At 59.7% G+C, this 23,835-nt stretch carries 23 protein-coding genes; 19 read left to right on the forward strand and 4 right to left on the reverse strand.

Features of this window, described 5'->3' with window-relative positions; translation table 11 throughout:
• Window positions 1-68 precede the first annotated feature (68 nt).
• The 9 genes from rpoE (at window position 69) to recO (ending at window position 8,785) form a co-directional block, all read left to right on the forward strand.
• A complete protein-coding gene (rpoE, locus tag ISN74_RS07405; protein ID WP_188798715.1) occupies window positions 69-665 on the forward strand; it encodes an RNA polymerase sigma factor RpoE in 597 nt (198 codons plus the stop codon).
• The gene (locus ISN74_RS07410) at window positions 662-1,342 is read left to right on the forward strand and encodes a sigma-E factor negative regulatory protein (protein WP_188798716.1); all 681 of its coding nucleotides are present in this window, start codon (window positions 662-664) and stop codon (window positions 1,340-1,342) included. The genes rpoE and ISN74_RS07410 overlap by 4 nt, the downstream gene beginning before the upstream one ends.
• A gap of 123 nt (window positions 1,343-1,465) precedes the next feature.
• Complete coding sequence (locus ISN74_RS07415; protein ID WP_188798717.1) at window positions 1,466-2,947, forward strand: DegQ family serine endoprotease; 1,482 nt, start codon at window positions 1,466-1,468, stop codon at window positions 2,945-2,947.
• Window positions 2,948-3,108: 161 nt separating this feature from the next.
• Window positions 3,109-4,899 carry a translation elongation factor 4 gene (gene lepA / locus ISN74_RS07420; RefSeq protein WP_188798718.1) on the forward strand — a complete coding sequence of 597 codons (1,791 nt, stop codon included), beginning with the start codon at window positions 3,109-3,111 and terminating at the stop codon, window positions 4,897-4,899.
• Between the two features lie 32 nt (window positions 4,900-4,931).
• Window positions 4,932-5,828 (forward strand): signal peptidase I, encoded by an 897-nt coding sequence (gene lepB, locus ISN74_RS07425; RefSeq protein WP_188798719.1) that lies wholly within the window; start codon window positions 4,932-4,934, stop codon window positions 5,826-5,828.
• A gap of 124 nt (window positions 5,829-5,952) precedes the next feature.
• A complete protein-coding gene (locus ISN74_RS07430; protein ID WP_188798720.1) occupies window positions 5,953-6,339 on the forward strand; it encodes a DUF4845 domain-containing protein in 387 nt (128 codons plus the stop codon).
• 5 nt (window positions 6,340-6,344) lie between these two features.
• A complete protein-coding gene (gene rnc / locus ISN74_RS07435; protein WP_188798721.1) occupies window positions 6,345-7,004 on the forward strand; it encodes a ribonuclease III in 660 nt (219 codons plus the stop codon).
• 104 nt (window positions 7,005-7,108) lie between these two features.
• Window positions 7,109-8,044, forward strand: coding sequence for a GTPase Era (gene era, locus ISN74_RS07440; RefSeq protein WP_188798722.1), 936 nt, complete (start codon window positions 7,109-7,111; stop codon window positions 8,042-8,044).
• A 30-nt stretch (window positions 8,045-8,074) separates the two neighbouring features.
• On the forward strand, window positions 8,075-8,785 hold the full coding sequence (gene recO, locus ISN74_RS07445; protein WP_188798723.1) for a DNA repair protein RecO: 711 nt from the start codon (window positions 8,075-8,077) through the stop codon (window positions 8,783-8,785).
• Between the two features lie 5 nt (window positions 8,786-8,790).
• Here recO and ISN74_RS07450 read toward each other — a convergent pair whose 3' ends face one another.
• A complete protein-coding gene (locus ISN74_RS07450; protein ID WP_188798724.1) occupies window positions 8,791-9,525 on the reverse strand; it encodes a response regulator in 735 nt (244 codons plus the stop codon).
• Window positions 9,526-9,730: 205 nt separating this feature from the next.
• On the opposite strand from ISN74_RS07450, the gene ISN74_RS07455 reads away from it, so the two are divergent.
• From ISN74_RS07455 to ISN74_RS07485, 7 genes are all read left to right on the forward strand, one after another.
• The gene (locus ISN74_RS07455; RefSeq protein ID WP_188798725.1) at window positions 9,731-11,749 is read left to right on the forward strand and encodes a DUF748 domain-containing protein; all 2,019 of its coding nucleotides are present in this window, start codon (window positions 9,731-9,733) and stop codon (window positions 11,747-11,749) included.
• A 111-nt stretch (window positions 11,750-11,860) separates the two neighbouring features.
• Window positions 11,861-13,174 (forward strand): 23S rRNA (uracil(1939)-C(5))-methyltransferase RlmD, encoded by a 1,314-nt coding sequence (rlmD, locus tag ISN74_RS07460; RefSeq protein ID WP_188798726.1) that lies wholly within the window; start codon window positions 11,861-11,863, stop codon window positions 13,172-13,174.
• Between the two features lie 21 nt (window positions 13,175-13,195).
• On the forward strand, window positions 13,196-13,729 hold the full coding sequence (locus ISN74_RS07465) for a CYTH domain-containing protein (RefSeq protein WP_188798727.1): 534 nt from the start codon (window positions 13,196-13,198) through the stop codon (window positions 13,727-13,729).
• Window positions 13,729-14,730 (forward strand): beta-N-acetylhexosaminidase, encoded by a 1,002-nt coding sequence (gene nagZ, locus ISN74_RS07470; protein WP_188798728.1) that lies wholly within the window; start codon window positions 13,729-13,731, stop codon window positions 14,728-14,730. Before ISN74_RS07465 ends, nagZ begins: the two co-directional genes overlap by 1 nt.
• Window positions 14,731-14,739: 9 nt before the next feature.
• Window positions 14,740-15,306, forward strand: a complete 567-nt coding sequence (locus tag ISN74_RS07475; protein ID WP_188798729.1) for a hypoxanthine-guanine phosphoribosyltransferase — start codon at window positions 14,740-14,742, stop codon at window positions 15,304-15,306.
• A gap of 53 nt (window positions 15,307-15,359) precedes the next feature.
• Entirely contained in the window at window positions 15,360-16,109 is a 750-nt protein-coding gene (locus ISN74_RS07480) for an S-methyl-5'-thioinosine phosphorylase (RefSeq protein WP_188798730.1), read from the forward strand.
• Between the two features lie 173 nt (window positions 16,110-16,282).
• Complete coding sequence (locus tag ISN74_RS07485) at window positions 16,283-16,489, forward strand: cold-shock protein (RefSeq protein ID WP_188798731.1); 207 nt, start codon at window positions 16,283-16,285, stop codon at window positions 16,487-16,489.
• 115 nt (window positions 16,490-16,604) lie between these two features.
• Here ISN74_RS07485 and ISN74_RS07490 read toward each other — a convergent pair whose 3' ends face one another.
• From ISN74_RS07490 to ISN74_RS07500, 3 genes are all read right to left on the reverse strand, one after another.
• A complete protein-coding gene (locus ISN74_RS07490; protein WP_188798732.1) occupies window positions 16,605-18,377 on the reverse strand; it encodes an ABC transporter transmembrane domain-containing protein in 1,773 nt (590 codons plus the stop codon).
• A gap of 76 nt (window positions 18,378-18,453) precedes the next feature.
• Window positions 18,454-19,554, reverse strand: coding sequence for an acyltransferase family protein (locus ISN74_RS07495; protein ID WP_188798733.1), 1,101 nt, complete (start codon window positions 19,552-19,554; stop codon window positions 18,454-18,456).
• Window positions 19,555-19,688: 134 nt separating this feature from the next.
• Complete coding sequence (locus ISN74_RS07500) at window positions 19,689-20,276, reverse strand: IMPACT family protein (RefSeq protein WP_188798734.1); 588 nt, start codon at window positions 20,274-20,276, stop codon at window positions 19,689-19,691.
• Between the two features lie 77 nt (window positions 20,277-20,353).
• Here ISN74_RS07500 and ISN74_RS07505 point away from each other — a divergent pair, with 77 nt between their 5' ends.
• The 3 genes from ISN74_RS07505 to ISN74_RS07515 all read left to right on the forward strand — a co-directional run bounded on the left by ISN74_RS07505 (window position 20,354) and on the right by ISN74_RS07515 (window position 23,791).
• Window positions 20,354-21,112 (forward strand): YdcF family protein, encoded by a 759-nt coding sequence (locus ISN74_RS07505; protein ID WP_188798735.1) that lies wholly within the window; start codon window positions 20,354-20,356, stop codon window positions 21,110-21,112.
• 161 nt (window positions 21,113-21,273) lie between these two features.
• Window positions 21,274-22,413 (forward strand): PI-PLC domain-containing protein, encoded by a 1,140-nt coding sequence (locus ISN74_RS07510; protein WP_188798736.1) that lies wholly within the window; start codon window positions 21,274-21,276, stop codon window positions 22,411-22,413.
• A gap of 223 nt (window positions 22,414-22,636) precedes the next feature.
• Window positions 22,637-23,791 (forward strand): PI-PLC domain-containing protein, encoded by a 1,155-nt coding sequence (locus tag ISN74_RS07515; RefSeq protein WP_188798737.1) that lies wholly within the window; start codon window positions 22,637-22,639, stop codon window positions 23,789-23,791.
• The last annotated feature ends 44 nt before the right edge of the window (window positions 23,792-23,835 follow it).

The following is a 23,835-nucleotide window of genomic DNA, read 5'->3' on the forward strand; positions in this document are numbered from 1 at the left end:
GTCAGATCAGCTCACCCATCCGATGGGCGGAAGCCCGGTATGGTGCAGAGACGAAGGAGACGGCCCGGATGGGCGATAACGAACTCGACAGTGCGCTGGTTGAGCGTGTTCAAAATGGGGACAAGCGTGCTTTCGATCTGCTCGTGCGCAAGTACCAGCATAAGGTCTTAGGCCTGATCTCCCGTTATGTGCACAACCACGCCGAATGTGAAGATGTAGCCCAGGAGGCGTTCGTGCGGGCGTGGCGAGCGATTGGCTCGTTCCGCGGCGAGAGTGCTTTCTATACTTGGATGTACAAGATTGCCGTCAACACCGCCAAGAACCACCTGGTGGCGATGGGGCGGCGTCCGCCCACGGACGATATTTCGGTGGAAGATGCGGTTTTTGTACCCGGCGCAGATCGCATGCAGGAGAGCGCCACCCCTGAACGCGAATTAATGCGCCAAGAAATTGAACAAACGGTGTTTGCCACTGTCCAAGCTTTGCCCGAGGAGCTGCGGACGGCCATCACCCTGCGTGAAGTGGAAGGCCTCAGCTATGAAGAGATCGCCGAATCCATGGGCTGCCCTATTGGTACGGTGCGTTCACGCATCTTCCGGGCACGTGAGGCGATTGATGAAAAGCTGCGGCCCTTACTTTCAGACCGCGAGGATCGGACGTCATGAGTGAAGCGAACATGGAAACCCTTTCTGCGGCGATGGACGGTGAATTGTCCAAGGATGAGCTGCGCTTTCTACTGCGCCGCCTGGACCGCGATGCCTCGCTGATTGACGCCTGGGCCAGCTATCACGTGGCCGGTGACGGGTTGCGCCGCGAGCTGCCGATCATGGCCAGTGCCGGTTTCGCGGCGCGCGTCATGGAAGTCATTGAAGGCGAGCAGGCGACTATCCAGGTCGCGCCCAAGCGCCGGGAGTGGCTGCGCCTTTCCGTGGGTGGTGCCATTGCTGCCAGTGTGGCGGTAACCGCGCTGATGGTTTCGCAACCGACGGCGCCTGATGCCAAGCACGCAGTGTCCACCGCCAGTGTATCGTCGCAAGCTCAGCCCGCCGGCCAATCGCTGGCTTCGGCCAACCCCACGCGCGCTAACAATGACGTGCTGGCAGCGGTACCCCCTTCGTTGAGTGCGTATTCGGCCTCCGGATTGAGCCAGCGTGCTTCCGTGACCCTGGGTGATCCCTCCGACAACCCGTTGTTTCAGCAATACCCGGCCAGTCAGCGTTACTCCGTCAACGGCTATCGGGCGCTGAATAATCGTGATGGCAGCTATCTGCTGCTGATCGACACGCCGCAGGCCAAGTCTGCGGTACAGAACCCGGCCTACCAGGTGGGTGCCGGGCGTTAACGCCCGCACCTGCTTGCATATCGGCTGAGAGGTTTTCCTTTCACTTTTCTTGATCGCGTCCCTTCTCGTTCCACCCTACGAGCCATGGATCGGGAGTGGGGTGCCCAGCACCGAGGAGGAACCATGAGTTATCCCCGTCTCGTCAGCAGCCGTCTTTTCAGCGGTCTGATGTGCTGTGCCATGGCGATGGGCCTTGCAGGCCCGGGCATGGCATGGGCGCAAACGGTCCCGGCTGCCACGGCCTTGCCCGATTTCACTGGCATCGTGCAGAAGAATGCCCCGGCCGTTGTGCAGGTGGAGGCCAAGTACACCGGCCACCGCCCCAAAGGTGCGGGCGGCGGCATGCCGATGCAAGGTATGGATCCAGGACAGGCTGAAATCTTCCGGCGCTTCTTCGGCATGCCCATGATGCCGTCGCCCGAAGACCAGGCTCGCACCTCGCTCGGCTCAGGATTCATCCTTTCCAGCGATGGTTACATCATCACCAATAACCATGTGGTGGATGGCGCTGATACGGTGACGGTCCGCTTGCAGGATCGTCGCACGTTGACCGCCAAGGTGGTTGGCACCGATGCCACCTATGACATTGCCCTGCTGAAGGTTGATGCTGGTGGCAATCTGCCGGCGGTAACGATCGGCGATTCGCGGTTGCTCAAGCCGGGGCAGTGGGTGTTGGCCATCGGCTCGCCGTTTGGTTTTGACTACACGGTGACACAGGGCATCGTCAGCGCCGTGGGGCGTAACTTGGGCAGCCAGGATCAGCCTGCGACCTCCTTCATTCAGACCGACGTGCCGATCAATCGCGGTAATTCCGGCGGTCCCCTGTTCAACCTGCAAGGCCAAGTGGTCGGCGTCAACTCGCAGATCTATTCGAGTTCCGGCGGCTACCAAGGTGTGGCTTTCTCGATTCCGATCGACTTGGCGATGAACGTCGTCGATCAGCTCAAGGCCAAGGGATATGTCACACGCGGCGAACTGGGCGTGATGATCAAGCCGGTCGATGACGATGTCGTCAAAGCCCTCAAGCTGGATCGTGCACAGGGTGCGATTGTGGTCAGTGTGTCGCCGAACAGTGCGGCGCAGAAGGCCGGGCTGCAGGCGGGTGACATCATCCTTGCTTATAACGGACATACCATCGATCAGGGCGCTGACCTGCCTCCGCTGGTATCGATGACCAAGCCTGGTGATACGGTGCCCGTGCAGATCCTGCGCAATGGCCAGACCAAGACCCTCAACGCCACCATTGGCACCATGCCGCGTGACAAGAATGCTCTTGCCAGTGCGGAAGCCAGTGCTCCGAGCAAGGGTGCCGATGCGTTGGGCTTGACCGTGCAGAGCGTAGATCAGTCCACCCGAAGCCAACTTGGCCTGCAAGCCGGCGAGGGTGTGGCGATCGCCAATGTCACCGGACCGGTGGCCGCCCAGGCTGGTTTGCAGCCGGGTGACGTGATCCTGATGGTGAATCAGAAAAAGGTCGGTAGCGTTGACGCATTCCGTGCCGCTACGGCCGGCGTGAAGCCAGGAGATACGGTTCTCCTGCTGGTACGCCGTGGTGACCAGAGCAATTTCATTGCCCTGACGGTTGCCGACGCCAAGGACGAGTGAACCATCCCCAACAGGGACCTGCCCACGGCAGGTCCCTGGCAGCGGGCGGCTGGAATTCAATCCGAATTCTCAATCCATGCGATAATAAGCGGCTAATGTCGCCATCCCGGTGATAGGCTGCCCGCGCATCGCGTGAGGCTGCGAAGCTGACAGCGTATTCCATGGAACTGATCCGCAATTTCTCTATCATCGCCCATATCGATCACGGCAAGTCGACGCTTGCCGACCGCATCATCCAGATTTGCGGCGGATTGGCCGAGCGCGAGATGGAGGCCCAGGTGCTGGACAGCAACCCGATCGAACGCGAACGCGGTATCACCATCAAGGCTCAGTCCGTGTCGCTGCCTTACAAGGCGCGGAACGGCAAGACCTATCAGCTCAATTTCATCGATACGCCCGGCCACGTCGATTTCTCTTATGAGGTGAGCCGGTCACTGGCTGCCTGCGAAGGTGCATTGCTGGTCGTGGATGCGGCGCAAGGCGTTGAAGCACAATCGGTGGCCAACTGCTACACGGCGGTGGAGCAGGGGCTGGAAGTGGTGCCGGTGCTCAACAAGATCGACCTGCCCACCGCCGATCCAGACAAGGTCAAAGGTGAAATCGAAGCCGTAATCGGCATCGATGCCACGGATGCCGTGGCGGTCAGCGCCAAGACCGGGCAGAACGTCATTGAAGTGCTCGAGGCGATCGTTGCGCGCATTCCGCCGCCGAAGCCGCGCGATACCGATCGCCTGCAAGCATTGATCATCGATTCCTGGTTCGACAATTACCTCGGCGTGGTGTCGTTGGTGCGCGTCATGCAGGGCGAAATCAAGCCGGGCGACAAGCTGCTGGTGATGTCGACCGGTCGTGCTCACGAAGTCAGCGAAGTGGGTGTGTTCACGCCCAAGCGCAAGAAACTCGACAAGCTGTCCGCAGGCGAAGTGGGTTGGATCACCGCCGCCATCAAGGACGTGCACGGCGCGCCTGTGGGCGACACGCTGACCCAGGCCGGCAAACCTGCTCCGCATCCGCTTCCCGGCTTCCAGACCATGCAGCCGCGCGTTTTCGCCGGCCTATTCCCCGTTTCTGCCGATGACTATCCGGCGCTGCGCGAAGCGCTGGACAAGTTGCGCCTCAATGACGCTGCCTTGTTTTTCGAGCCTGAAAGCTCGGAAGCGATGGGCTTCGGTTTCCGCTGCGGCTTCCTCGGCATGCTGCACATGGAAATCGTGCAGGAGCGTCTTGAGCGAGAGTACGACCTCAACCTGATTACCACTGCACCAACGGTGGTTTATCAGATCCTCAAGGCCGATGGCTCGATCATGCAGCTGGATAATCCGGCGCAGCTTCCACCGTCGCCGCAGATCCAGGAGATCCGCGAGCCGATCATCGTGGCCAACATCCTCACGCCGCCCGATTACATCGGTAACATCATCACTTTGTGCGAAGAGAAGCGTGGTGTGCAGCGTTCGATCCAATACCTGGCGACCCAGGTGCAGATCAGCTACGAGCTGCCGCTGGCCGAAGTGGTACTGGATTTCTTCGACAAGCTGAAGTCCGTGTCGCGTGGTTACGCGTCAATGGACTATCACCTTGAACGCTTCGATGCCGGTCCGTTCGTGCGGGTGGACGTCCTGATCAATGGCGACCGCGTCGACGCGTTGAGCTTGATCGTGCATCGCAGTCATGCAGATCGCCGCGGGCGTGATTTGGTCGAACGCATGAAGGATCTGATTCCGCGTCAGCAGTTCGACGTGGCGATTCAGGCCGCTATCGGCGCACAGATCATTGCGCGTTCAACCGTGAAAGCGCTGCGCAAGAACGTTCTTGCCAAATGCTATGGCGGTGACGTCAGCCGCAAAAAGAAGCTGCTGGAAAAGCAAAAGGAAGGCAAGAAGCGCATGAAGCAGGTTGGCCGGGTGGAGATTCCACAAGAAGCCTTCCTTGCCGTGCTCAAGGTGGACAAATAGCAGCGGTCAGAGCACCTCTCGGGAGTCATTGCATGGATTTTGATTTTTCGGCCATTTTGCTCGCACTCACCGTGGTATTCGGGGTGGTGTGGGGTCTTGATCGCCTGCTTTTCTACAAGAAGCGCAAGGCCCGCTTTGACGAGGCGCGGGAGGAGTACCGTGATCCGATGCCCGTGGACTGGGCGCGATCGCTGTTTCCAGTGATTTTTGTGGTGCTGCTGCTGCGCTCCTTCGTTGCCGAACCGTTCCGCATCCCGTCGGGTTCGATGATGCCCACGCTAGATGTGGGCGATTTCATCCTGGTCAACAAGTTCGCCTATGGTCTGCGCCTGCCGGCCTTCAACAACAAGGTCGTCAGCCTCGGCGAGCCCAAGCGCGGTGACGTGGTGGTATTTCGCTTCCCCGGATACCTCTGCCGAGATGAAAACGGCAACACCATCCGCAGCGGCGACATGACCTGCGCCGATCCCCATGCCCCCGTGGCTAGCCAGAACTGGATCAAGCGCGTGGTCGGCGTGCCCGGCGATACCATCGAAGTCCAGGACAGCCGCATCGTCATCAACGGCAAGCCGGTGGTCGATACCCAGATCGGTCCGTTCAAGGGCAATCCCAGCCGCGCCGAAGACAATTACCTGCTCTACAACAACGCAAGCATCTGGAGCGAGCAGCTCGGTACGGTCAACCATTTGATTGCCCGCATGCCATCGCTGCAGACGCCGCCGATCCCGAATTCACGGGTTCCCTCGGTCGTGCCGGACAACTGTTACATCGTGATGGGCGACGATCGCGAAAACAGCGAAGACAGCCGCTGGTGGGGTTGTATGCCGGAGCAGAACCTGGTCGGCAAGGCATTCATGATCTGGTTCAGCTGGAAGGGCCTGCATACCGGTGCCGTGGATTTCCATCGTATTGGCAACGTGATCCATTGACACACAGGGTGTCGACTCCGTGTGGAACCGTGAACATGTCGCTGGCGGCGGACGCTCTGACAGGGCAAAGTATGTTCAACAGGCTCGGCAGGGCGTGTTCTAACGGCGGCATAGTGAGGGGACTATGAAATCGAAGCAGACTGGTATCACGCTGATCGGATTTCTCGTGGTGTTGGCGGTGGTTGTCTTTTTCGCCTATATGGCGATGAAGCTGGTGCCTTCCTACACCGAGTACATGGGCGTGGTGAAGGCCATGAACCAGATGTCCAGCGAGGGTGTAGACGGTAAATCCTTGGATGAAATCCGTCGTGAACTTCTCTTCAAACTAGGCTTTCAGTACGTCGACGACGCAACCATTCATCCCAGTGATATCACCATTGGTCAGGGCGCAAGCGGTAACGAGTTGCACGTCAGCTACGACAAGGACGTACCCTTCATGTACAACATCGATTTCCTGATCCATTTCGACAAGAGTGTGCCCATCCAGGGTAATGTCGTGGCACCCAACTAAGCACAGTGGAACTGCCTTATCACTTTCGCGATGACTCGCTTGCCGCGCTCGCACTGACTCATCGCAGCGTCGGCAAGCCGAACAATGAGCGCATGGAGTTTCTTGGTGACGCCCTGCTCGGAGCGATCGTCGCCGAAATGCTTTATGAAACGCACCCCAAGGCCACCGAAGGGGAGATGTCCCGCCTGCGAGCTCAACTCGTGAACGGTCAGGCGCTGGCGTCGCTGGCGCGTGAACTTGAGCTTGGCGACCAGCTCAAACTGGGTTCCGGTGAATTGAAAAGTGGCGGATTCCGGCGCGACTCGATTCTTGCAGACGCCTTTGAGGCACTGGTCGCTGCGGTCTATCTGGACGGCGGTTTTGCGGCCTGCCGGGAGACGGTACGGACCCTGTTTACCGATCGTGTTGCCGCGCTGCCGCGTTCATCCAAGGATGCCAAGACCCGCCTGCAGGAATGGTTGCAGGCCAATGGTTGGCCCTTGCCACAGTATGAGCTGGTGGCAACCGAGGGTGAAGACCATGCACGAATCTTCGACGTGAACTGCGTGGTCGCAGAGCCGATGGCAATTACGGCGCCAGGCCGCGGAAGCAGCCGACGACTGGCGGAGCAGGATGCGGCGGAAATCGCGCTGAATCGTCTGCTGGAGTCCCGAGAAGGCGCCTGATTCCATCCTGGGCCGCCTCCTTTCCACCCCTAAATTTTTTATCAGTGGCGTTCGCCAGCGCGCGGAGCCATGCTTATAGCCGTCTTTAGAGAGTACAGCGTGCCATGAACGATGAACGCGACGACATCGCCGAAAACGAACTGCCTCATCCGGATTTTCGTTGCGGCTTCGTGGCATTGGCCGGCCGGCCGAATGTCGGCAAGTCGACCCTGCTCAATGCCCTGATCGGCTTTCGCCTGTCGATTGTCAGCCCGAGGCCACAGACGACACGTCACCGGATCCTGGGCATTGCCACCAGCGAAGCGGGGCAGATTCTGTATGTCGATACGCCAGGTCTGCACCGCGGCGCCAAGCGCGCGATGAACCGTAGCCTCAATCGCGCGGTGCGTTCGGCGATCAGCGAAGTCGAGGTGGCTGCGCAAGTTATCGAAGCAGGGCGCTGGACGGACGAAGATCAGGCGCTTTACGAAGCCCTGGCCGAGCAACAGGTTCCCCGCCTTTTGGTGATCAATAAGGTCGACCTCAGCAAAGACAAGGCGGCCTTGCTGCCGTTCGTGGCCGATCTGTGCGAAAAGCACAGTTTTGACGCCGTGCATTACGTCAGTGCGCTCAAGCGCAAGGGACTGGATGCGCTGACGCAAGACATCCTGACGCGCTTGCCGGTGCGAGCGCCGATCTTTGGCGAAGATGAAATCACCGATCGCAGCGAACGCTTTCTGGCTGCCGAGATGGTGCGCGAGCAGCTGATGCTGCGCCTTGACCAGGAGCTGCCTTACGCCACCACGGTGGAGATCGAGCAATTCAACGATCGCCCTGATGGGGTAGCAGAAATCCATGCCGTGATCTGGGTCGAACGCGATGGGCAGAAAGCGATCGTGATCGGTCAGGGAGGCGCTCAGCTGAAAGCCATCGGCACGGCCGCCCGCCGTCATATGGAGCGCATGTTCGATCGCAAGGTGTTCCTGAAGCTCTGGGTCAAGGTGCGCGAGGGCTGGGTTGACGACGAGGCCATGCTCAAACAGTTCGGCTATACCGACTGATATGCCGCTGGGGCAGGGGGCTGATGCTTCATGCTGATCGAACAGCAACCAGCCTTTGTCCTGCATGCGCGTCCTTATCGGGAGACGTCACTGCTGCTCGAATGCCTGACGCGTGATCAGGGTCGTATCGGTGTCGTCGCGCGCGGCGTGCGCAGCCAGCGTGGACGGTTGCAGCGATCGCTGTTGGAACCTTTTCAGCCCCTGTTGCTTGATTTGCAACTGCGCGGCGAACTGGCCACCTTGCGCAGCGTGGAGTCCGCAAGCGCGCCCCTTCGTCTGCTGGGCGATGCAGGCTTGGCGGGGCTGTACATCAACGAATTGGTGGTTCGCCTCACCGAGCGTCAGGATCCACACCCCGAGCTCTACGCCGCCTATGCGCAAACCCTTGGTCGGATGGCGCAGGAGCCGCCGCTCGCCTGGCAGCTTCGTCGGTTCGAGCGCGATTTGCTTGGGGCCTTGGGGTACGCCCTGCAACTGAGCGAGGATGCCGACAGTGGTGGGCCTTTGCTCGCAGAGGCCTTGTACATCTATCGCCCCGAGCATGGTCCGGTGCGTTGCCGGAGCGCGGATCCACATGCCGTGCGCGGCAGCGACCTGCAATCCTTGCAAGAGGATCGCTTGCCAGACGCGCAAGGACTGCACGCCCTGCGCGGCATGATGCGGGCGCTGATCCGCTTCCACCTGGGTGGTGTCGAATTGCGTGCGTGGCGCGTCCTGCGTGGCGCCATCGTCCGCCGATAAGGAGGTCAGGAGGCCTGCAGCGCTGCCATCGTTTGCCTCAACGATTGGCGAAACGCTGTAAGCGGCAGCATGACACCCCGATGGGAAAGTTTCAGGTGCGATTGCAGTGACGCAATGTGTTCGCTCAATGCTGCCGCGCCGCAAAAGCCACAGGATGAGCGCAGCTTGTGCAGGCGCGCCTCCAGCGCCTCGGCGTCCTGGCTGAGGTCGTCCCATTCGCGGTCTATGTTGACCAGTTCTTGGTAGAACAAGCCTCGCAGCGCTTGCATGACGGCCGGTGTGCCGCTGGCATTCAATGCACGTGCGTCATCCAGCAGCGGCCTGTTTCCAGGGCCGGCGCTCGAGAGGGCAAGCACGTCCTGTAGATCTTTCAAAGTGCAAGGCTTGAGCAACACAGCATGGAAGCCAGCTGCGAGCAGGGTGCGTTGCTGGTTTGCATCGAGCTCTGCACTGCTAGCCACTGTGGGACTACTGGCCGAGCGTGCATCCGGCGCGTGGCGCAGATGGCGCAACACGCTCATGGCATCCATGTCCGGCATACGGCAATCGAGGATGAGTAGATCGAAGGCTTCGGTTTGCGCCTGCTCCAGCGCGCTGATTCCGCCGGGACTGAGTGCGACCCGGGCTCCCAGTTGATGCAAGGCATCGCCTAGAAAGCAAAGGCTGGTGGCATCGTCATCCGCGACCAATACATAGGGTGTCGCGGTAGGAGCGGATGAAGTGTCGGCAGATGCCTGCATGGCGTAGCGCTTCCTTGTGTCGTGTCCAGATAGCCTGCGTTGTAGCGGTTGATGCGTAATGTGAAAAAGCAGGTTGAAGTGTATGCCGAGAGTGGCCCTGCAGGGCGTATTCCCGCGCCCGATCCGGGGTGTCCACGGCTGACCTGACCAGTCCGTACACGGTCATGTCCGTATCGTTCAGCTTAGTTTGGCAGAATGCACCTACATGATCCGCCTGACTTATCGTTTGCTGTTATGCCTGTGCGTTCTGTGCAGCCTCATCGGGGCTGCCTCCGCGCGGGCGGATACCGTGGTCGCAGCCAAGCGGATCGCATTGGCGGGGATGACCCTGCAGGATGTCCAGGCCCAGCTCAAGCCCGGCGCCGATCCAAACACGGTCCAGATCAGCCTGCGTGCCGTCAAGGCCGACATTCCGGCGTTCGGCTTGCGGCATGTGCCATTGACCCTGGCGGGCAATCTGCGGCGTGACATCCAGATGCGCTGGATGTTCGATGGCACGATCCAGCTCAACGGCGCCCCGGGCGGAGTGCTAAGCGATGCCAGCATCAACATGGTGGTCGATGCATCAGCCAACACGCTGACGATCAACGCCGATCAGGGGCCGGTCCATATTGGCACGGCCTTTCCGCTGGACCAGACCAGCCACGTGCAGGTCAATCTGCGCAACTTCCCTGCCAGTTGGCTGCAAGGGCTCCTGGCAACGGCTTGGCCTGGGCACATCGCCAGCGGGAAGCTGGACGCGGATCTGGCCCTGGATGTGCGGGATGAGGGTTATCAATCGTCGGGTGACGTCACCGTGGCGGATCTCAAATACGCTACGCCAGCCGGCAATCCGGGCGGGGAAGGTTTGAGCGGCCACATGCGCTTCGCGATGGATGCGACGGGTCACCCGGCGCAGTGGACGCTCGATGGTGGCATTCACGGTGGTGTACTGCAATTGGGACCGGTGCTGGCCAAACTTCCTGCACACGATGTCGTGTTCGATCTCACCGCTGCGATGGAGAAGGGTGGTCTGGCCATTAGTGAGCTGCGATTGGATGACGCCGATGCGTTGCAACTGGAAGGCGCGCTTGCCATCGATAGCAAAGGCAATCTGCAGAAACTCCGACTGGATCATTTCCAGGCGCGTTTCCCCTCGGCGTACAACCGCTATGGACAACCTTGGCTGGACAGCACCGTACCCAATCTGCATGTGGCCGGGCGGCTCGAGGGACACCTCGATTATGCAACCGACACGTGGCGCAGCTTTGCCTTCCACACGGATGGATTCGATCTCGCCGACAGCAGTGGTCAACTGCAGGCTAACGGCTTGCATGGCGACCTGGATTGGTCGGAGCAGGGTGACCAGCCGGCCACCAGTCTTGCGTGGAATCAACTGGTGATGCGCCAGTTTGCGGTGGGCGCTATGCAATCGCATTGGCGCAGTCGCAGTGGCGCGCTCAGTCTGCAGTCTCCCCTCGATATGCCGCTCTGGAAGGGAGAGATTCACTTCACTGCCATGGAGTGGCGGCCTGCCGCGCCGAAGGCGGAACGCGTGAATCTGGCCGCGAATGTGGCAGGTATCGATATGGCCACGCTTAACCAGAGCCAGGGCTGGCAGCCTTTTGCCGGAACCCTTGGCGGCAGCATTACTTCGGTGCAATGGCTGGACGACCACTACGCCTTGCAAGGCGAGCTGACTATCAACGCCTTCGACGGCACTGCCACCATTCGTCGTCTTTCCGTGCAACAGCCTTTCAGCAGCATGCCGGTAGTGAGCGGGGATATCAGCTTGCATCACATCGACCTGGCGCCGCTGGCAGATACCTTTAACTTCGGCAGCATGACCGGACGGCTGGACGGCTCGATCAATGACCTGCAACTGATAGGTGGCAGCCCGATTGCGTTCAAGGCATCGTTACTTGCGGCGGATGGTGGACGAATCAGTCTGCACGCGGCCAACAATTTGTCCGTGGTGACTGGCGGTGCACCGGCCAGCGGCCTGCAAGGCGCGGTGATGAAGCTGTTCAAGACACTCAGCTACAAGCGCATGGGCATCAACAGCAACCTGCAGAACGGCATCTGCACCCTCAGCGGTCTGGAAGGCGATGCCAGCAGCTATACCATCGTCGAGGGCAGCGGTTTGCCCTATCTGCATGTCGTCGGCGAACAGAGTCGCATCGAATGGCCGGTTTTCCTGCGCCGTTTGAAGGCAGCCTCCCAGGGCACGGTTGCCGAGCGCTAAGAGTTCTGGCTGGTATCATAGGCGGCTGGTGAGGCGTCCACGCCCGATTTTTATCCTTTTTCTCCTTGCCTGGATCGGTCGATCCGGGCGTCATGTTTTCCAAGAGTGCCGATGAACGAGTTCGAAGCCCCCATTACCGATTTGAGTCATGACGGCCGGGGCGTTGCCCGCATCGACGGCAAGACGGTGTTCGTTAGCGGCGCCTTGCTTGGCGAACAGGTGCGCTTGAAGATCCGCAAGCGCCATCGCCATTTCGATGAAGCTGAAACGCTCCAGATCATCACGCCATCACCGCACCGGGTGGAGCCACGTTGCCCCCATTTTGGTCAATGCGGCGGCTGTTCACTGCAACACCTGGATGCGGCTTCGCAGATCGAAGCCAAGCAGCGCGTGCTGGTAGACAACTTTGCCCGTATCGGCAAAGTGGAACCGGAAAGCTGGCTGCCGCCGCTGACCGACGAAGCCTGGGGCTATCGACGCAAGGGCCGCTTGTCAGTGCGTGCCGTGGCGAAAAAAGGTCGCGTACTGGTGGGTTTTCGCGAGGAAAGTAATCCGCGCTTCGTCGCCGACATCACGCGCTGTGAAGTCGTACATCCTGCCATTGGCACAAAGATTGGCCTGCTGGGTGAACTGGTTGGCGGCATGGATGCTGCTGCCGATATCGCGCAGATCGAATTTGCCGCAGGCGACGATACGGTGGCCCTGGTTTTCCGTCATCTCAAGCCGTTGAGTGAAGGTGATCGCGCCAAGCTGATCACCTTCGCGCAAGAGCATGGCTTTGCTATCTATCTGCAGCCCGGCGGCATCAGCAGCGTGCATCCGCTATGGCCCGAAAATCCGCGCCTCGCATTCCGCGTTCCTGCGGGCGATGGCTTGGACGACGTCGAGCTGGAATTCCAGCCGCTCGATTTCGTGCAGGTCAACGCGGGCATGAACCGTCGCATGATGGCGCATGCGCTGGAACTGCTGGATCCGCAACCGACTGATCACGTGCTTGATCTGTTCTGCGGTCTCGGTAATTTCACCTTGCCGTTGGCGCGCCGCGTGGCCGAAGTGACGGGCGTGGAAGGTGAGCATGGTCTGGTTGCACGGGCAGCCGAAAACGCTGCGCGAAACAGCATTACCAATGCAAACTTCCATGTCGCCAACCTGTTCGAAGACCAGCGCGGCACCGAGTGGGCACGCAAGCCATGGGACAAGCTGCTGCTTGATCCGCCCCGCGCGGGCGCTGACAAGGTGCTGGAATACCTGCCGCACAAGGAAACCAGCCGTATCGTCTATGTTTCGTGCCATCCGGCTTCGTTGGCCCGCGATGCCGGCATCCTGGTCAACCAGCATGGTTTCCGGCTGGTGTCGGCCGGGGTGATGGATATGTTCCCGCATACAGCGCATGTCGAATCGATCGCGCTGTTCGAGCGCAGCTAGTAGCGCAGGTAATATCGCCACATGGGTATCGAAATCGAACGCAAATTCCTGCTGGCCAACGACGATTGGCGAGCTGCCGTGACGCAAAGCAAGCACATTGCACAAGGCTATCTTGTCAACGTGCGCGCCCTGCGCGAAGGCACCGCGCGGGCATCGGTGCGCGTACGCATCAGTGGCGAGCAGTCATGGCTGAATATCAAATCCGTGGAGTTGGGTATCGCCCGCGCCGAATACGAATTGCCGCTGCCGCTTGCCGATGCGCAATCCATGCTGGCAACGTTGTGCGACGGTGTGTTGGAAAAGACACGCCATCATGTGGACATCGATGGCTGGTTGTTCGAGATCGATGAATTTCTTGGCGACAACCATGGATTGCTCGTAGCAGAAATCGAACTGCCTGCTACAGACGCCGTATTTCCGCGTCCAGCCTGGCTGGGCCGGGAGGTCAGCAATCTGGCGCGGTATTACAACGTCAATTTGATCGAGCATCCGTTCGCTCAGTGGAGCGACGCAGAGCGTGATGCGGCCGACGCATCTCCCGGAGGACAGGCCTGATGCTTTTAATCGGTATCACCGGCACCGAGTTGTTGCCAGGCGAGCAGGCGTGGCTGACGGCACCGGGCGTGGCAGGCGTGATTCTGTTTTCACGCAATTACGCCAGCCGAGATCAATTGCTGGCGCTGGTTGAATCGATTCGCGCCGCTGCCGGTGAAGACTTCCTCCTGGCCGTCGATCAGGAAGGCGGTCCTGTGCAGCGTTTCCGCGACGGCTTTACCCGGTTGCCCGCGCTGGCCAAGATTGGCGCGGTATACGACCGCGATCCGACCGAAGCCGTGCGCCTGGCGGAGGAGCACGCCTGGGTCATGGCGAGCGAGTTGCGGGCCAGTGGTATCGATTTCAGCTTTGCTCCCGTGGCCGATCTGGCCAGGGGAAATGCCGCCATCGGCACGCGTGCCTTTCACGCCGATCCAGCAGTAACCAGTGAGCTGATCCATGCCTACATACGCGGCATGCATCTGGGTGGCATGGCGGCGGTGCTCAAGCATTTCCCCGGACACGGCTCCGTTGCCGTGGACACGCACAAGGCACAGGCGATCGACCCGCGCCCGCTGGACGACATTCGTCAGAATGATCTGCGCCCGTTTGTCGAAGCGTTTTCCGCCCATGCCGAAGCGATCATGATGGCGCACGTGGTCTATCCGGCCGTCGATGATCAGCCCGCCGGTTTCTCACGCTGCTGGATCCAGGACATCCTGCGCGGCGAGCTGGGTTTCCAGGGGGCGGTCATCAGCGACGACATCAGCATGGCCGCCGCGGGTGTGGCCGGTGGCGTCAGTCAGCGCGTGCATGCCCATCTGGAAGCCGGTTGTGATCTGGTACTGGCGTGCTTCCCCGACGTCGTCGAAGAAGCGATTGCCGCCATGCCGACACCTTCTGCCGCTAGCATCCAGCGCGTAGCGGCCTTGCGCGGTGCCATCGGCGCAACCTGGGCCGGTCTGCTGGACAACCCGCAGCGCGACCGTTTTGTTGCCCGTGTCACCGCACTCGATAGCTAAGGAATTGCCATGAGTCCATCCCTTTCCAATCAGGCTGTCCCGGCGCTGGCCGACGCCTTGCTTCGTTCCGATGTGCTTTTCGAGCGGGCCGAACTGGACACCATCATTGCCGATATGGGGCGCGCTATCGACGTGGCGCTCGATGGCGAACGCGCGGTATTCCTGACCGTCATGAATGGTGCGTTGATGTTCGGCGGCCAGCTTGCACTGGCCATCCGCACCGATCTCGAATTCGATTATGTGCATGCCACCCGTTATCGCGGCGCCACCTCAGGCAAGGATCTGCACTGGCTGCGCGAGCCGGTAGCATCACTGCAGGGACGCACCGTGCTGCTGGTCGACGACATCCTTGATGAAGGTCATACCCTCAAGGCAGTGCGCGACGATTGCGTGCGCCGCGGCGCAAAACGCGTGCTGGTGGCGACGCTCTGCTGCAAACGGCATGACCGTTGCGTGGAAGGTATCAAGAGCGATTTCAACGGGGTCGAACTGCCTGACCGCTATGTCTTCGGTTATGGCATGGATTACTACGAACAAGGTCGCAATTTGCCGGCGATCTATGCATTGAAAGAATAGGGCGGCTCTTTCGTTTTTCCTTTTCCGACCCTTTTGCCAAGGTAGCAATCCCCATGACCTCATTGATCGATCTGGCCGTTATCGGCGGCAGCGGCCTCTACCAATTCCCGGGCCTTCAGAACACCACGCGGCAAAGCGTCGATACGCCGTATGGCCCTGCCTCCGGCGATGTCGTCATCGGCGACTTCGCTGGGCGCCGCATCGCCTTCCTGGCCCGTCACGGCGAAAGCCATACCTTGCCGCCGCACCGCGTGAACTACCGTGCTAACTTGTGGGCGCTGCACCATCTTGGAGCCCGCAAGGTGATCGGTGTGAATGCCGTCGGTGGCATCCGCGACGACATGGGGCCGCGCGTCATCGTGGTGCCGGATCAGATCATCGACTACACCCACGGCCGCTTCACAAGTTTTTGCGATGTGGAAGGCGCCGAGGTCAAGCACATCGACTTCAGCGAACCGTATACGGCTTCGCTCCGTGTCGACCTGTTGGCGGCGGCGAAGAGGGCTGGTGTCGCGGTCATCGATGGCGGTTGCTATGGCGCCACCCAAGGGCCGCGCCTGGAAACCCGCGCCGAAATCGCCCGCATGAAGCGCGACGGCTGCGATCTGGTCGGGATGACCGGCATGCCCGAAGCCACCTTGGCGCGCGAACTGGAACTCGATTACGCCTGCCTTGCGCTGGTTGCCAACTTCGCCGCCGGGTGTGGTGACGAGGCGGAAATCAGCATCGAGGAAATCTTCGCCCACCTGGCCGCAGCCACCGGCTCAGTGCCGCCGATTCTTGCCGAATTGCTCAAAAGCTAAGCAAGCGATGCGCACTTAGGTCACGTCCGGGACGTACCAGACGCAGGCGCATATTGCGCTTTTCCTGAAAACATGCAGATACTTTCTCTGTGCCAGGGGCGGCGGACCTAGGGGTAGAGGTGGTTCTCGCAGAGACTTGGCGCATCCAGTCCTTAGATTCAGAGGTTCACGCAATGCGTTTCGGTACGGTCAAGTGGTTCAACGACGCCAAGGGTTTCGGCTTCATCGCACCCGAGGACGGTGGGGAGGACGTGTTTGTCCACTTCTCGGCGATCAACGCCAAGGGCTTCCGTAGTCTGCAAGAAGGTCAGCGTGTGAAATTCGAAGTGACCCAGGGCCCGAAAGGTGCTCAGGCGTCCGGAGTTGAACTCGCGCAGTAATTTCTCGCCGTTGCATGCAGTTCTGAAAAAGCCCTGCCCGAGCAGGGCTTTTTCTTTTTGGTCGGGAGTCGGGAATCGCAAGGGCCGCAAAGCGAAACGCTTTTCGATTCCTGCATTAAGCCACAAACTGCAGTCGCGCCAGCTCCGCATACAACCCGTCTTCTGCCAGCAGACTTTCATGCGTGCCTTGCGCCACGATCCGACCGCCGTCCATCACCACGATCCGGTCCGCGCGTTGCACGGTCGCCAGCCGATGCGCAATCACCAGCGTAGTGCGGCCTTTCTCCAGCCGTTCCAACGCCTGCTGGATGGCGGCTTCCGATTGCGCATCCAAGGATGAGGTGGCTTCGTCCAGCAGCAGCAATGGTGCGTTGCGCAGAATGGCGCGGGCAATGGCGATGCGCTGGCGCTGACCGCCGGACAAACGCACACCGCGCTCGCCAAGTTCCGCGTCGTAGCCCTTTTGCAGCAACTGGATGAAGTCGTGCGCTTCGGCGGCGCGCGCTGATGCGTGCACCTCCTCGTCGCTGGCGTCCTGGCGGCCGAAACGGATGTTGTCGGCAGCCGAGCCGCCAAAGAGCACTGTCTCTTGCGGGACGAGGGCGATGGCACCGCGCAATTCAGGCAAGGTCATGGCGCGCAGGTCGATGCCATCGAAGCTGATGCGGCCGCGTTGCGGATCATAGAAGCGTAACAACAGTGCAAAGACCGTACTCTTGCCCGCGCCGGAAGGACCCACCAGTGCCACCGTTTCGCCCGGACGGATATCCAGATTGAAATCGTGCAGTGCCGGTGCTTCGGGACGGCTGGGATAGTGGAATTCGATACCCTCGAAACGTAGTGCACCACGTACCGGCTGCGGCAGCGCCAGCGGGTGCACGGGATCGGCAATCGTGGCCTGTTCGTTGAAGAGCTCACCGATGCGTTCCATGGCGCCAGCCGCGCGAAGAACATCGCCCCATACATCCGAAAGGCCCATCATCGAACCGCCGGAAAGCATCGCGTACACGACGAACTGCGCCAGCACGCCTGCATCCAGGGTGCCTGCCAGCACGTCGCGCGCGCCGACCCACAGCACCAAGGTGATCGCACCAAAGAACAGCACGATGACTGCCGCGGTAAGTACGGTGCGCATGCCGATGCGCTGGCGTGCGGTGGACAGGGCGCGCAGGATGGCGTCGCCGTAACGCTGGCTTTCGATCCCTTCGCGTGCATACGCCTTCACCGCCGGAGCGGCATTCAAGGTTTCGTTGGCAATGGCGGCGGCATCGGCGAGGCGATCCTGGCTGGCGCGCGAGAGCTTTTGCACACGCCGGCCGAAGATCAGGATCGGTAGCACGACCGCCGGGATCACCAGGGCAGTAAGGCCGGCCAGGCGCGGGCTCGTCCAGATCATGGCCGCCGTGGCGCCAATCAGCATCACAGCGCTACGCAAGGCTACCGAGATGCCCGAACCCACCAGTGCCTGGACCACTTCAGTATCTGTGCCCAGGCGCGAAATCAGCTCACCGACACGGTTGCGCTCGAAAAAGCTGACGTCCAGCCGGATGACATGCTCATACAGTTTGGAACGCAAGGCCGCCAGCGTGCGCTCGCCCAGCAGCGAGATGCAATAGAAACGTGCCGCGGTGGCGAACGCCATCACCAGCGCCACTGCAAACAACCCCAGGAAGCTGCTGTTTATCGCTGCCGCGCTGGAGTTGCGAAAACCATGGTCGATCATGTGCCGAACGGCAGTCGGCAATATCAGCGTGGCTCCGGAGGCGATACCCAGAAAGACCAGCCAACCCAACGCCAGCTGCCTGTTCGGCTTGATGAACGGCCAGAGCAGGCGCAGCGAGCCGATGCGGCGGGGCGGTTTCGGATCGTTCGCTGGAGTGGTGCTCATGGGGCCTCGCTGCAAGCTGGATCGAATTCAGATGGGGGTATCGGCAAGTGATTCAATCGGGACGGCAGGCCCCGGATTATCCGGCTGAAACATCCGCCTGACCGATAGCTGCCGGCATGCGGGATGCTGCGCGCCGGTCACGCAAGCGCAAGAACGGCTGTTCCACGCCGTAATGAAGCAGGGTACCAAGCAGGGTAATGGCGACAGCGTAGAGGACGAAAGCCACCCATCCATGCACGGCCGGGTGTGCAGCCAGCCAGCGCGCCACGGCATGCAGGGCGAGCTTGTGGCTGAGGTACAGGCTATATGACATGCCGGCAATCCAGCCGGTGCCAGGTACTCGCCAACGTCCCAAGCCTTGCCGTCCCGCGCAGGCCGCCACCAGCAGCGCAATGCCGAACGAAAGCAGTGGAAATCCAAAGACACTGGGCATGAATGTCAGACGGTCGCGGAACAGCCAGATGGCAATGCCGACCACGGCAAGCCCGATCAGGGTCAAGATGTTCCCGTTGCGCTGCAGCAAACTCCACACGCTCGGACGGTAAGCCTGGATGGCCGCCAGCGTGACGCCGGCCAGCAAGCCATCCAGTCGGGTATAGGTCGGGTAGTAGATGTTCTCCAGATAATCCAAATTGTGTCGCGCCGCGTAGGCGCGTAACAGCATGCCGGCAGCGACGATCACGCTACCCACACACAGCGTGACTGGCAGCGATGGCCTGCGTGTCAGCAACCACGCCAGTGCGGGAAACACGAGATAGAACTGCTCCTCCACACACAACGACCATGCGTGCGAGAAAGCCTCGTTATGTTGATAGTCGATCAGCAGATTCAGCGTGAAGGTCAGGAACTGCCACGCCGGCTGCATCCCGGGCGCTTCGCGCCAGCTCGGAAACCACGCGTACACGGCGAGAACGACCAGGAACGCAGGCAGAATGCGATAGGTCCGGCGCCGGTAAAATTCAGCGAAATGGAGCGGCTGCCGCAAGCTCAAAGGCTTCAGCACCTGGTAGCCGATCAGATAGCCGCTCAACACAAAGAAAAGGTCGACACCCATCCAGCCGTAGTCGCCAATGGGTTGGAACGGATCACCGAGACCACCGACTATCCAGGAGTGGAACAGCATCACCCAGAGGATGGCGATGGCACGCAGCAAGTCGAGGCCGGACAAACGATTCATGGTTCCATCCCTAGGCACAGGCAGCGACGGGCCCCCGCCCGGATCTATTGCCAGCCGAAGCGGCGATTGTGGGGGGAAGGCATGCTATGTAAAAGGCTGAAAAAGGGCCTTTTGATGGCGGTGGCGCCGTGTTCTTAGTCGAGTGAGAACGCTTCGCTGCGTCCTCGGCTGATATCGACAATGCGCAGCCTGGCCTCGTCGAGCTGATGCTGCGGCAGGCGCATATGCAGGCTTACGCCGTTGGCGTCGAAGTTCTCTTGCTCGACCTCTGCGCCGAGTTCCTTCAAGCGAGCTTTCATGCGTGCCAACTCTGCAAACTCGCAATGCACACCCAACCGTGCCATAGCCACGATCGGTACGCGCTCGGCCAACCGCAGGCATTCGGCAGCGGTGCCACCGTAGGCGCGAGCCAAGCCGCCCGCACCTAGCTTGATGCCGCCGTACCAGCGCGTGACCACCACCGCGACGCGATCGATGCCTTGTCCGTCGATTGCCTGCAAGATAGGACGACCTGCGGTGCCGCCGGGTTCACCATCGTCATTGAAGCGGTACTCCTGGCCGATCCGATAAGCCCAGCAATTGTGCGTGGCTGTTGCATCACTCACAGCCTGCACGTAAGCCAGCGCTTGCTGCGGCGTTTCGACCGGCGCGGCCTGGGCAAGAAACCGGCTTTTGCGAATGTCTTCGCTGAGGCGTGCTGCGGCGACAAGGGTATGTAACATCGGATTCGCAAGGGTGCGGGATAGTTGAAGCCAAGCTGGATATCCTACTGCCTACACATTCAAGGGAACGAACAAGCATGTTGATCTTGCTGGTAGTGCTTTGTCTGCTTGGCCTGGCCTTCGGCCTTCTTCGTTGGCGCCGTTGCCAGTGGACGTCCTACGGTTTGGCCCTGCTGCTTTTCTTCTTGGCAGGCTGCGGGCCTCTGCCGGCGTTGCTGTTGAAATGGTTGCAGGCGCCGTATGCCACGCGCCCCACTATTACCTGGGCACAACGCAATGCCATCGTGCTGCTGGGCGCGGGTACTGCGCATGTAGTCGGCACCCAACAGGTGGAGCCGAATATCGCTGCCAATGGACGCATCATCGAAGCCTATTCTCTGTACCGCGCTTGCCGGCAGGGTGGCAACGATTGCAAGGTTGTGGTCAGCGGCGGCGATCCATTTCGCAACGGTATGACGGAGGCGGCGGCGTATGACCGAGTCTTGTTGTCGATGGGCGTGAATGACACCGACTTGCTGTTGGAGTCGCGCAGCATGAACACGTGGCAAAACGCACAGTTCGTGCAACCCATGCTCAAGGACTACCGTCCTGAACAGGTACTGCTGGTGTCATCGGCGACCCATCTGAATCGTGCGCTGATTTACTTCGCGCACTTTGGCATCGATGCCACACCCGTGCGCGGTGATTATGTCGATGTGCGTTTCACCTGCTGGCCAAATGCCTGGAACATGGCGCTGACCGATTTTGCCGCGCACGAATACATCGGCGTACTGACCTATCACTTCTACAACTTCATGGGCTGGAATGCGCCGCCCAGCCGGAACGGCGCAGCCTAGGTATTGAACATCGTTCCCCGCACGCAACGATCGTACCGCTGCAGTGGTTGAGGCCACCCAGCGATACGTAGCTACGTCACGCAGTTCACAACATGCTGCCCGCTTCGTTCAGGTGAAGGAGACATCGCTCACTTCACTCATGCCGAACGGGAGGGCAGTCCATGCCTTGGATGACCCAGCTTTTCAATACCAACGATCCAGCCAGAGGCCTCTTTCAGACACGCCCCTTGCACCGAATCACTCTGCCGGGAACGCATGATTCCGGGTGCTATCGAGATCAGACCTGGTCGAACTATCTTTCCAAGACACAGATGCAGGATATCGGTGCTCAGTTGCAGGGAGGCATCCGGTATTTTGACATCAGGCCGAAAAACCTGGGAGGTGGACAATTCGTCACTTATCACGGCGGCCTCTACGAAGGTGGCATGCTGACCGGGGCAGGGGGAATCCTGCAGCAGATTCAGGCGTACTTCGCCGGACTGCTGGCGCAGGATCGCGAACTAGTGATTCTCAATATTTCCCATTTTTCGAACTTCAACGCCGCAGCTCACCAGGCACTGATTAATGCGATCACTGGAGCGCTTGGGAACATCCTGGTTCAGCACAGGCAAAGTGCGATCAATCTGTTTGATGCGCCGTATCATAGTGTTCTCAGAGACGCGAATGCGGCCATGCGTTCGCGCGTAGCTGTGCTGTACGACGGCGCGATGGATACCCCTATCGATGCTTTCGTCACCCAAGCGGCTCAGAATGCGAACCTTCCTCCGGGTTTCTTCACCGTTGCGCCCAAGTACATCAGCCCGACCAACAATATCTTTCTGTTTGATCAGTACTCCAATAGATCCAATCTCGATAACAGCTTCTTTTATACCGGCATGAAGCCGGACCAGCTGGCCAAGTTGACCAATCGCGTTAATTACAATTACGCACCCAACGCGAATTGGGTTGTGCCGCCCCCGTACACCGCCAATTGGACTAACAATGCCCCCTTGGGAGTGGCCGGCACGATGCACTTGCTGTCCTGGACGCTCACGCCGCAGTTCAGCGGCGGAGAACCAATCTGGTATGCGGACCATAGAGCCAATCCGTATTTGGCTGATTTCTTTTCCGACGTAAATCGATGGGCCAATGGGGCGAGCTACAACGCTGTAAAAGATCCACAGGTCAACATTGTCTATGTGGATCACTATGAATCCCATCAACACAACAACCCGTTTTCACCATGGAATGGGCTGGCTATGCCGGTCGCAATTGCGGCGCGGATGAATGTGGGATCGGTCGGCCTTCCGAACACATGGTGATGAAAAGCTGTTGACGGGAGTGGCGCCCAATTAAGGGTGCGCTATGGATTGAGAGCCGCCGCGCTGACAATGGCGCGCGGCTTTTCTGTGCGCATGTCGGCAGGTTGGTTAGCTGTGGCGCAGGCACAATGCAATCACGTCATATCGTTCACAACATGCTGTCCGACGCGTTCAGGTGAAGGTGACATTGCTCACCTCACTCAAGCCAAACGGGAGGCAGTCCATGCCTTGGATGACTCAACTTTTCAATAGCGAACAAGCCAATGGTGATGACGTCAGAGGCCCTTTTCCAAAGCGTCCTTTGCATCGAATCGCGCTGCCAGGGACACACGATTCCGGATGCTATGTCGATAAGCCCATCTCGAACTCGCTTTCCAAAACGCAAAAGCAGGATGTGAATTCGCAGTTGAAGGGAGGCGTCCGGTATTTCGATATCAGACCGAAATACCTGGGCGACCAACAGTTCACGACCTATCACGGTTCACTTTATTACGGTGGCATGCTCACGGGTGACCAGGGGATCTTGCGTCAGATCCGGGACTTCTTTGAAGAGCTGGATGAGGAAGAGCGTGAACTGGTGATCCTGAATATCTCTCACTTCTCGGATTTCAGTGATCAGGCTCACCAGCAGTTGATCACGAAGATCGCCGAGGAATTCAAAGGGTTTCTGGTGCCCTTTACGCAGAGCGAGATCAATCTGTTCGACACGCCATACCAAGCGCTTTTGACAGATAGCGACGAGAACATCGCTTCGCGTCTGGTGGTGCTATATGACGGCGCTTTGGATACGCCACAGGAAAGCTACATCACCAAAAGGCTCCTGACCAAGGATGCTTTTCCGCCAGGTTTCTTCGTGGTTGCACCCAAGTACATCTGCCCGGTCAACAACATCTTTCTGTTCGACCAGTACGCCAACAAAATCTATGTGGAGGACTGGGGGACTTTTAAGGGCATGCTGCCAGACCAGTACGATAAGTTGACCCATCGCAGTAACTACAATTACGCGCCCAATTCGAATTGGATCGTACCAAGCGGCTATGACCCACATTGGACCGACAATGCGCCCTTGGGTGTGGATAGCACGATGCATTTGCTGTCCTGGACGCTGACGCCGCAGTCAATCGGGGGAGACCCCATCACCTACGCGGACGATTACGCCAATCCTGCCTTGGCCAGCTTCTTTTCCAAAGGGAGTCGGTGGGCGAATGAGCAAAGCTACGACTCTACGAAGGACCCGCAAATCAACATTGTTTACGTGGATGACTATCGGTCCGAGGTGCACAACAACGACAACTCGCCGTCATATGACTTGGCGATGCCGGTCGCGATCGCTATACAGCTCAATCTCGGCATGGTTGGGGATCCGAGCGCCTGGTGACACCGAGGCGTTGACGACCGTAAGTCGTCAGACCTGATCAGGCG

This window comes from Dyella caseinilytica, from assembly GCF_016865235.1.
In the GTDB taxonomy this organism is placed as follows: domain Bacteria; phylum Pseudomonadota; class Gammaproteobacteria; order Xanthomonadales; family Rhodanobacteraceae; genus Dyella_B; species Dyella_B caseinilytica.